Below are 9,384 nucleotides of genomic sequence, written 5' to 3'. Positions count from 1 at the left end.
GTCGGGCCTTGGTGACCATGGACACCAAGGCCCTACGCCGTTCTTTGCTAGCCTGGAGACACCCGACGAGACGCGCCGTACCGGGATTCCGACAAGACGACGCACCCCTGTTGTTCCGTCTCGCGGAGGTGTTGTCGTCATGGCCTGGGTTCTTCTCGTCGTCGCGGGTCTGCTCGAGGTCGGCTGGTCGATCGGGATGAAGTACACCGACGGCTTCACGCGACTCTGGCCCAGCGTGTTCACCGGTGCCGGGATCATCGCCTCGATGGTGCTGCTGTCGCATGCCGCGAAGACCCTGCCGATCGGTACGGCGTACGGCGTGTGGGTGGGTATCGGCGCGGCCGGTGCGGCGGTGCTCGGCATGGTGGTGCTCGGTGAGCCGGCGACCGCCGCCCGGATCTTCTTCGTCTGTCTGCTGCTGGTCGCCGTCGTGGGTCTGAAGGCGACCTCGGGTCACTGACCGGGGGTGCCGCGAGGCGGCCGGGGGCCGTGCGACGCCGCTCCGGGTCCCGCCTCGCCCAGCTCGTACGACTCGGGGGCCTCAGGAGCACCTGAGGCCTCAGGGCCGGCGGAGGCGTCGGGGGCAGCCGTGGCGTCGGGAGCACCTGAGGCATCAGGGGCACCAGAGGCGTCAGGGGCGGCGGAGACGGCAGCGGCATCCGCCGCATCCACCGCGTCCGCGGTGTCCCGGGCTTCGGGTCCCGGCGGGACCGGCGGCGGTTCCTCCGCCCCCGGCATCAGCTGGAGCTCGAAGTCCCGGGGGGTCGTCCCCGTCAGTGCCTCGCGGGTGAACTGGGCCCAGATCTCGGCGGGCGTCCCGCCCCCGTTGATCCGGGGCTGTCCGAGCGCGCCGTACAGCGGTTCCTGCCGGCCCGACTCGGGGTCCTGGCCCATCAGGGCGACGACCGTGGCGAGTTCCGGGGTGTAGCCGGCGAACCAGGCGGCCTTGTCGTCCTCCGCCGTGCCCGTCTTGCCGGCGGCGGGGCGTCCGACGGCCTGCGCGGCCGTTCCCGTACCCGTCTCGATGACGCTCCGCAGGATGGCCGTGGTGGTGTCGGCGGCCTCCCGGCTCACCGCCTGCCGGGACGCCGGGGCCGGTACGGCCATCTCCTGGCCGTCCCTGCTGAGGCCCTCGACGAGGGAGTAGCCGCCGTGCCGGCCGTGCGCGGCCAGGGTCGCGTACGCCGTCGCCATGTCCAGGACACTCGCCGTGGCCGCGCCGAGCGCGATGGAGGGGGAGGCGGTCAGGTCGGGGGTGGAGCCGGGCAGACCGAGGTCGACGGCGGTGCGCCGCACGTGCCCGGGGCCGACGTCGACGGCCATCTGGGCGTACACGGCGTTCACCGACAGGTCGGTCGCGGAGCCGACGGCGATCTCGCCGTAGCTCTCGTCGTCCTCGTTGGCCGGGTCGTACGGGGCGCCGTTCCAGCCCTCGACCGGGCGCCGGTTGCTGCCGTCGTACACCGTGTACGGGGTGATCGGCTCGCCCTGCTGGGTCTGGGCGCCGCTCTGGACGGCGGCGGTGAAGACGAAGGGCTTGAAGGTGGAGCCGACCTGGTAGTCGCGCCGGGTGGCGTTGTTGACGTACTGCTGGGTGTAGTCGACGCCGCCGTACAGGGCGAGGACCTTGCCGCTCGCCGGGTCGACGGCGGCCGCGCCGACCCGTACGTACCGGTCGGCGGGGGCCCTCGCCGGGTCGAGCTTGGACATGACCTGCTCCTCGACGGCCTGGACGAGCGCGTCCTGCTTGGCGGGCTCGAGGGTGGTGGTGATGCGGAAGCCGCCGCCGGCGAGGGTCTTCTCGTCGACGATCCCGTGCTCGGTCAGGTACTCCTCGACGGCCTGGACGAGATAGCCGCGCTGGCCGGCGAGGCCGGTCGCGGGGCGGGCCGTCTGGGGGGTGGGGAAGCGGGCCGCGGCGCGGTCGGCGCGGGTGAGCCAGCCTTCGGTGACCATGCCGTCGAGGACGTAGTTCCAGCGGGCGACGGCCTTGGCGCGGTTCTCGGGGTGGGTGGTGACGTCGTAGGCGCTGGGGGCCTTGAGGACGGAGGCGAGGTACGCGCCCTCGGCGGTGTCGAGGTCCTCGACGTCCTTGCCGTAGTAGGCGCGGGCGGCGGCCTGGAGGCCGTACGCGTTGCGTCCGAAGTAGCTGGTGTTCAGATAGCCCTGGAGGATGTCCTCCTTGCTCTTCTCGCGGCCGAGCTTGATCGCGATGAAGAACTCCTTCGCCTTGCGGGTGAGGGTCTGCTCCTGCCCCAGGTAGTAGTTCTTGACGTACTGCTGGGTGATGGTGGAGCCGGACTGGCGGCCCTTGCCGGTGACGGTGTTCCAGGCGGCGCGGACCATCGCCTTGGGGTCGACGGCGCGGGAGGTGTGGAAGTCGCGGTCCTCGGCGGCGAGGACGGCCTGCCGGACGGTGAGGGGGACCCGGTCGAGCCGGATGTTCTCGCGGTTGACCTCGCCGTCGCGGGCGAGGGTGCTGCCGTCCCGGTAGAGGTAGACGTTGGACTGGGCGAGGGCGGCGGAGTTGGCGGGCGGGATCTCCACCAGGAGGTACCCGGCGGCGAAGGCGCCGACGAGCAGCAGGGTGCCGAGGAGCAGGAGCCCGAGGAGGGTGCGCAGGGGGCGGCGGGGACGGCGCTTCGGCTTGCGCGAGGGGGGAGTGGAGAGGGTGGGGTCCCTCGGTTCCCAGCCCGTGGGGCGGGCCGGCCGGGGGGCGTCGGAGTCGCTCGTACCGGAGGAAGGGGGCATGCCACGACATATTGCCCCTTAGGGGGCGAAACTCCTGAACGCGACCCGAAGGTGACGGGAAATCCGGTCGCGGCGCTGTGGCGTCCTTCGCTAGGGTCGTGCGCTTCGGCGTTTTTCGGGTTCTTTGCGGACTTCGGTGCTTCACGGAACGGGGAGGAGAAGCCGCATGCGGCGGCTGTACGCGACGGTGGCCGCGGGAAGCTTCCGGCGCCATGCCACCTACCGGGTGGCCACGGCGGCGGGGGTGTTCACCAACTCCGTCTTCGGCCTCGTCCTGTCGTACACGTACATCGCCCTCTGGGACGAGCGCCCGCACCTCGGCGGCTACTCGATGGACGACGCGCTCGCGTACGTGTGGATCGGGCAGGCGCTGCTCACGGTCTGCGGCCTGATGGGCGGCGGCTTCGAGAACGAGCTGATCGAGCGGATCAGGACCGGAGACATCGCGGTCGACCTCTACCGGCCGGCCGACCTCCAGACCTGGTGGTTCTCGGTCGATCTGGGCAGGTCCGCCTACCAGTTGCTCGGCCGCGGGATCGCTCCGATGGCGGTCGGCTGGCTGGTCTTCCGCTTCACCCTGCCGGCCGGGCCGGGCGCGTGGCTCGCCTTCCTGGCGGCCGTGGCGCTCGGCTCCACGGTCGGTTTCGCGCTCTGGTACCTGGTGGCCATGAGCGCGTTCTGGCTGCTCGACGGCCAGGGCGTGGTCCAGGTGGCCTGGCTGGGCGGCCTGTTCTTCTCGGGGATGCTGCTCCCGCTCAACGTCTTCCCCGGCGCGCTCGGCGAGGTCGCGCGAGCACTCCCGTGGGCCTCGCTGCTCCAGGTGCCGGCCGATGTGTACCTGGGGAAGTACGAGGGCTGGGGTCTGGCGGGGGCGTACGCCTTCCAGGGCGGCTGGGCCCTGGTGCTGCTGGGCGCCGGCCGCGCGGTGCAGACGGCGGCGACGCGGAAGGTGGTGGTCCAGGGTGGCTGAGGCGACGCGTACGCCCGTGCGGACCGGAGGCGCGTACGGCCCGGGCCCGGCTTCCGGCCCCGCTCCAGGCCGCGCTCCCGGCCGTCTCGGCGACTCCTGGCGGACGTACCGGATGGTCGCGGGGATGTGGATCCGCTCGACGATGACGTACCGCGCGTCCTTCCTGATCACGCTCTTCACGAACTTCTGCGTCACGTTCTTCGACTTCGTCGTGATCCTGCTGATGTTCGGTCAGGTGAAGGGCCTGGGCGGCTTCACCTTCGCGGAGGTCGCCCTGCTGTACGGGACGGCGGGCACGGCCTTCGGGATCGCGGACCTCACGATGGGCTCGCTCCAGCGGATGGGGGCGCGGGTCAGGGACGGCTCGCTCGACACCTTCCTGATGCGCCCGGCGCCGCTGCTCGCACAGCTCGCCGGGGACAAGTTCGCGCTGAAGCGGTTCGGCCGGGTCGCGCAGGGGCTGATCGTCCTGATCTGGAGCCTGTGCCTGCTGGACGTGGCGTGGACGCCGCTGAAGGTGCTGCTGCTGCCGGTGGCGGTGGTGAGCGGTGCGGTGATCTTCGGGGCGGTGATGGTCGTCGGCGCGTCGGTGCTGTTCTGGATGCAGGACGCGGCGGAGGTGACGAACTCGTTCACGTACGGCGGGAACACCCTCCTCCAGTACCCGCCGACGATCTTCGCGCAGGACCTGGTGCGGGGTGTGGTGTACGTCGTACCGCTGGCGTTCGTGAACTGGCTGCCGGCGCTGTACGTGCTGGACCGGCCGGCGCCGGCGGGGGTGCCGGACTGGGCGGCCTTCGCGTCGCCGCTGGTGGCGGCGGCGTGTTGCGTGGTGGCGGGGGTGGCGTGGCGGGCCGGGGTCCGCGCGTACCGATCGACGGGAAGTTGAGGGCAGAAGGTGGCGTCGCACACGACGAACGGCACGACGGCCGGCACGACGAGCGGCACGGGGGCCGATCCGTTCATCGAACTGGAGAACCTGGAGAAGGTCTTCACGGTCAGGAGGAAGGCGGCGGGCCTCCTCCGCCGCGAGAAGCGGGAGGTCAGAGCGGTCGACGGCATCAGCTTCGCCGTCCGGCGCGGGGAGATGGTCGGCTACATCGGCCCGAACGGCGCGGGGAAGTCGACGACGATCAAGATGCTGACGGGCATCCTCACCCCCAGCGGCGGCCGGCTGAGGGTCGCGGGCATCGACCCCGCGCGCGAGCGCACCCGTCTGGCGCAACGGATCGGGGTGGTCTTCGGCCAGCGGACCACGCTCTGGTGGGACCTGCCGCTGAAGGACTCGTACCGGCTGATGCACCGGATGTACCGGATCCCCGACGCCCGCTTCCGGGAGAACCTGGACCGGTGCGTGGAGCTCCTGGAACTGGGGGAGCTGCTCGACGTGCCCGTACGGCAGCTGTCGCTGGGCCAGCGGATGCGCGGGGACATCGCGGCCGCTCTCCTCCACGACCCGGAGGTCCTGTACCTGGACGAGCCGACGATCGGCCTGGACGTGGTGTCGAAGGCGAGGGTGCGGGAGTTCCTGAGCCACCTCAACACCACCGAGGGCACCACGGTCCTCCTGACCACCCACGACCTCACGGACATCGAGCAGCTGTGCTCGCGGGTGATGGTGATCGACCACGGGCGCCTGATGTACGACGGGAAGCTGTCGGGCCTGCACGCGGTCGGGGAGAGCGAGCGGCTCCTGGTGGTGGACCTGGAGCGGGAGCTGCCGCCGATCGACGTCCCGGGCGCCCGCTTCGTACGGTCGGAGGGCCCCCGCCAGTGGCTCGCCTTCCCGGCCACGGCATCGGCGGCCCCGCTGGTGGCGCAGGTGGCGGCGACGTATCCCCTGCTGGACCTCTCGGTGCGGGAGCCGGACATCGAGACGGTGATCGCGAAGATGTACGGGGGAACTCGGGACGAGCGCCGGGAGTCCCTGATGTAGGAGGTCGGGCCCATGGTGAGTTTTTCGTACACGGCGGCGGACGAGGAGAAGAGCAGAGGCGTCCGCCGCATGAAGTCGCTGGCGACGGCGCTGCTGCTCGCCGTGGCGGTGATCTATGCCCTGGCGACGTGGGCGGAGAACGCGGGCTGGGGGCCCTGGACGGGCTACGTCGCGGCGGCGGCGGAGGCCGGCATGGTCGGCGCGCTGGCGGACTGGTTCGCGGTGACGGCCCTCTTCAGACGGCCCCTGGGCCTGCCGATCCCGCACACGGCGATCATCCCGACGAAGAAGGACCAGCTGGGAGCGTCGCTGGGCCAGTTCGTAGGAGAGAACTTCCTCTCCGCCGACGTCGTACGGGGCAGGCTGGCGGCGCTGGGCATCGGGAGACGCCTCGGCGGGTGGCTGGCGGACCCGGCGCACGCGGACCGGGTGACGGCGGAGGCGTCCACGGCGCTCCGGGGCGCGCTCACCGTCCTCCGCGACTCCGACGTGCAGGCGGTCGTGGGCGAGGCGATCACCCGGCGGGCGGAGGCGGCGGAGATCGCGCCGGGCCTCGGCAAGACGCTGGAGAAGATCGTCGCGGACGGGGCGCACCGCAGGGCGGTGGACCTCGTGTGCACCAGGGCTCACGACTGGCTGGTCACCCACGGCGACTCGGTGATGGACGCGGTGCAGGGCGGCGCGCCGGGCTGGACGCCGCGCTTCGTGGACAAGCGCATCGGCGAGCGCGTCTACAAGGAGCTCCTCCGCTTCGTGACGGAGATGCGGGACATGCCGGCGCACCCGGCGCGCGGCGCGATCGACCGCTTCCTGACGGACTTCGCGGCGGACCTCCAGGCGGACACGGACACCCGGGCCCGCGTCGAACGCCTGAAGTCGGACCTCCTGGCGCGCCCGGAGGTCCAGGACATCATCGCCTCGGCCTGGTCGTCGGTCCGCAACCTGATCATCGCGGCGGCGGAGGACGACCGCAGCCAACTCCGCCTCCGGGCCCGCGCGTCCCTGATCTCCCTGGGAAACCGCCTGGCGACGGACACCCGCCTCCAGAAGAAGGTGGAGGGCTGGGCGGAGGACGCGGCCGCCTACGTGGTCACGACGTACCGGCACGAGATCACGTCCCTGATCACGGACACGGTCGCCGGCTGGGACGCCACCCAGACCTCGAAGAAGATCGAGGCGAACATCGGCCGCGACCTCCAGTTCATCCGCATCAACGGCACGGTGGTGGGCGCACTGGCGGGCCTGCTGATCTACACGATCAGCCACGCGGCGGGAGGCTGAGGGGACGCCCCGGGCCGGTGGCCGCGACTTCCCACGGGTGACGGCCACTGGGCGAGGGCTCAGCCCGGGTCGCGGGTGACGGCCACTGGGCGAGGGCTCAGCCCGGGTCGCGGGTGACGGCCACCGGGCGAGGTCTCAGCCCCGGTCGCGGGTGACGGCCCAGGAGGCGGCGGCCATGCCGCCGGCGACGGAGAACACCGCGGGCCAGGCCCCGATCTTCTTGGCGAGCGGGTGGGACCCGGCGAACGCGGCGACGTAAGCGGCGCCGAGCCCGGCAGCGACCTTCGCCCCACCGACCTGCTGCCACTCCCGAGCGGCAACGGCCCCGGCCCCGGCCAGCACGACACCCCCGAGGGGCCGCTTCTTGGTCCACCGAGCAACGGCATAACCACCGACGAGCCCGGCGGCGGCTATGACGGGGGAGGGGATACGGGGCATGACGGGGCCTTTCGCTCGATGGGGTTGCCCTTCGAGCCTACGAGGGCGTGCGGAGGTGCTCCCCGCCGGGCACCGGCATCGGCTCGCCACGGGCGGGCGGGGCGCACTCGGGGCACAGGGTCTCGTCGGCGAGCGGCCGGAACAGCATGGGCTGGGTGTGGTGACCGGAGCACTCGCGTGTTCCTTCGAGGCGGGCGGAGAGCCGGATCCGGGTGGGATCAGGTGCGGGCGGGGCCGGCAGGGTGCGGGGTGGGACGTCGCGGAGGAGATGGCGGACGAGGCCACCGGGTCGGTGAACGGGCGTCCCGGCGCCGGGCAGGCCGCGTAGGACGTGCTCGTGGACGTCGGCGGACGAGTGCCCCGCGTCGAGCCAGCGGGCGGCGAGACCGGCGAGTTCGTCGCGCATGCCGGGCGGGATGTGCCGCAGGGCGGGGGAGAGCAGGTGCAGTGCCCCGACGAGGGCGCGGGCATCCTCGAGGTGAGGGCCGACGGGCACGCCATCGGCGGCTGAGGCCGGCTCGGCCGGAGGGTTGGAGGTGTCTTTCCTCAGGTGTTGTTCTGGATGACCGTCGGTCGGCGGAGTGGTCGGCCGACCGACGGCCGGATTCCGGGGACTCGGTGCGACCTGCGGGGTGACGCGTTCCGTGCAGGTGGGGAGGGGTGTCCGGGCGAGGAGCTTGGCGGCCTCGCCGGAGCTCAACGGAGTGCTGGAGACGAGCTGTTGGGTGGTCCACCGCCCGCCGGGCCCCTGCACGCGCCGCTCATGAACGAATCCCTCCTCCTTGAGCTGCCGCTTGGCGCGGGTGAAGGCGCATCCCCCGATCCGGGCACGTCGGGCGGTCACGGAAAGGGACTCGCGAGCGTTCTGGGGGAGGGAGAGCTGCCAGGTCAGGAGTCGAACGGCGTCGGAGGTGAGCCGGGGATGCCGAATGATCTCGTGCGAGAACTGACTGAAGGCATGGGAGGGCGCGTTAAAGTGCCGGTAGATCACGGTGGATTCCTGTTCCACGAGTGGTTCAGGCCCTCGCCGACGGTTGCAGCCATCGACGGGGGCCGTTTTGCGCGAACGTAGCGTGTTGATCGTCCGCGCAGGGGCACGTCGGCGGAACAACGCTCGTGTGGGTGACGGAGGAGGGGAGCGCGGCGGTGAGGACGATCGGGCTGATCGGCGGAATGAGCTGGGAGTCGACGGCGGAGTACTACCGCCTGCTGAACGAGTTCACGCGGGACCGCCTGGGCGGCCTCCACTCGGCGCGTTGCGTGCTCTACTCGGTGGACTTCGCGGAGATCGAGCAGCTGCAGGTCCAGAACCGCTGGACGGAGGCGGGCGAGATCCTGGCTGCGGCCGCACAGGCTCTTGAAGCGGCCGGCGCGGAGATGATCCTGATCTGCACCAACACCATGCACAAGGTCGCCGACCAGGTCGGGGCGGCGGTCTCGGTACCCCTGCTGCACCTGGCCGACGCCACCGCGGAGGCCGTACGGGCGTCGGGCCTGCACCGAGTCGGCCTGCTGGGCACGGCGTTCACGATGGAGCAGGACTTCTACCGGGGGCGACTGGAGGAGGGCGGGCTCGATGTCCAGGTCCCGGATGCCGACGGCCGAGCGCTCGTTCACCACGTGATCTACGACGAACTCTGCCGTGGCATCGTGCGGGAGGAGTCACGCGCCGCGTACCAGAAGGTCATCACGGACCTGGTCGCCGCCGGCGCGGAAGGCATCATCCTGGGCTGCACCGAGATCGAGCTCCTCATCGGCCCCGTAGACAGCCCTGTCCCGATCTTCCCCACGGCCCGCCTCCACGCGAAGGCGGCCGTGGACGCGGCGCTGCTGGCCGACTAGCCCGAGCCCGAACCGGCAACGAGAGTGTGGGCGCGGCCGCCCTCTTTCCGAGTGTGGCGGCCTCCACCACCGCGTCAAGGGCGCTCCTTCGTCGCGTCGCTGCGCGATGGGCTGCGCCCACCCTTGACGCGGCGGCGGAGGCCGCCTTTTCACACTCGGAGGGCGG

Annotated in this window: 10 protein-coding genes and 1 riboswitch; of the genes, 7 read left to right on the top strand and 3 right to left on the bottom strand. The window is 71.7% G+C overall.

Annotation, left to right across the window (positions count from 1 at the left end; translation table 11 throughout):
- Positions 1 to 36 precede the first annotated feature (36 nt).
- Positions 37 to 106, top strand: a riboswitch (guanidine-III (ykkC-III) riboswitch).
- A 33-nt stretch (positions 107 to 139) separates the two neighbouring features.
- Positions 140 to 460: a multidrug efflux SMR transporter gene (locus tag ACFQ79_RS39135; RefSeq protein ID WP_073913474.1), complete on the top strand. Its 321-nt coding sequence runs from the start codon at positions 140 to 142 to the stop codon at positions 458 to 460.
- Here ACFQ79_RS39135 and ACFQ79_RS39130 read toward each other — a convergent pair.
- Complete coding sequence (locus tag ACFQ79_RS39130; RefSeq protein ID WP_383592780.1) at positions 454 to 2,751, bottom strand: transglycosylase domain-containing protein; 2,298 nt, start codon at positions 2,749 to 2,751, stop codon at positions 454 to 456. The two genes, ACFQ79_RS39135 and ACFQ79_RS39130, sit on opposite strands and share 7 nt — an antisense overlap.
- A gap of 166 nt (positions 2,752 to 2,917) precedes the next feature.
- Here ACFQ79_RS39130 and ACFQ79_RS39125 point away from each other — a divergent pair, with 166 nt between their 5' ends.
- The 4 genes from ACFQ79_RS39125 to ACFQ79_RS39110 are packed head-to-tail and all read left to right on the top strand — an operon-like array spanning position 2,918 to position 6,938.
- The gene (locus tag ACFQ79_RS39125) at positions 2,918 to 3,721 is read left to right on the top strand and encodes an ABC transporter permease (RefSeq protein WP_383592777.1); all 804 of its coding nucleotides are present in this window, start codon (positions 2,918 to 2,920) and stop codon (positions 3,719 to 3,721) included.
- On the top strand, positions 3,714 to 4,610 hold the full coding sequence (locus tag ACFQ79_RS39120) for an ABC transporter permease (RefSeq protein WP_383592775.1): 897 nt from the start codon (positions 3,714 to 3,716) through the stop codon (positions 4,608 to 4,610). Before ACFQ79_RS39125 ends, ACFQ79_RS39120 begins: the two co-directional genes overlap by 8 nt.
- A 9-nt stretch (positions 4,611 to 4,619) precedes the next feature.
- Positions 4,620 to 5,657, top strand: a complete 1,038-nt coding sequence (locus tag ACFQ79_RS39115; protein WP_383592772.1) for an ATP-binding cassette domain-containing protein — start codon at positions 4,620 to 4,622, stop codon at positions 5,655 to 5,657.
- A 12-nt stretch (positions 5,658 to 5,669) separates the two neighbouring features.
- The gene (locus ACFQ79_RS39110) at positions 5,670 to 6,938 is read left to right on the top strand and encodes a DUF445 domain-containing protein (protein WP_383592770.1); all 1,269 of its coding nucleotides are present in this window, start codon (positions 5,670 to 5,672) and stop codon (positions 6,936 to 6,938) included.
- 135 nt (positions 6,939 to 7,073) lie between these two features.
- Here ACFQ79_RS39110 and ACFQ79_RS39105 read toward each other — a convergent pair whose 3' ends face one another.
- Together ACFQ79_RS39105 and ACFQ79_RS39100 are read right to left on the bottom strand one after the other, a co-directional pair.
- Positions 7,074 to 7,376, bottom strand: a complete 303-nt coding sequence (locus ACFQ79_RS39105; RefSeq protein WP_383592768.1) for a hypothetical protein — start codon at positions 7,374 to 7,376, stop codon at positions 7,074 to 7,076.
- A 37-nt stretch (positions 7,377 to 7,413) separates the two neighbouring features.
- Entirely contained in the window at positions 7,414 to 7,872 is a 459-nt protein-coding gene (locus tag ACFQ79_RS39100) for a hypothetical protein (protein WP_383592765.1), read from the bottom strand.
- A 267-nt stretch (positions 7,873 to 8,139) separates the two neighbouring features.
- Here ACFQ79_RS39100 and ACFQ79_RS39095 point away from each other — a divergent pair, with 267 nt between their 5' ends.
- Both ACFQ79_RS39095 and ACFQ79_RS39090 read left to right on the top strand, forming a co-directional pair.
- Positions 8,140 to 8,448, top strand: a complete 309-nt coding sequence (locus ACFQ79_RS39095; RefSeq protein WP_383592762.1) for a hypothetical protein — start codon at positions 8,140 to 8,142, stop codon at positions 8,446 to 8,448.
- 74 nt (positions 8,449 to 8,522) lie between these two features.
- A complete protein-coding gene (locus ACFQ79_RS39090) occupies positions 8,523 to 9,218 on the top strand; it encodes an aspartate/glutamate racemase family protein (RefSeq protein ID WP_383592782.1) in 696 nt (231 codons plus the stop codon).
- Positions 9,219 to 9,384: the final 166 nt, after the last annotated feature.

This window comes from Streptomyces sp. NPDC056480, from assembly GCF_042795405.1.
In the GTDB taxonomy this organism is placed as follows: domain Bacteria; phylum Actinomycetota; class Actinomycetes; order Streptomycetales; family Streptomycetaceae; genus Streptomyces.
The sequence above is the reverse complement of the archived record's forward strand: the minus strand, read 5'-3'. Positions and strand labels throughout refer to the sequence as shown.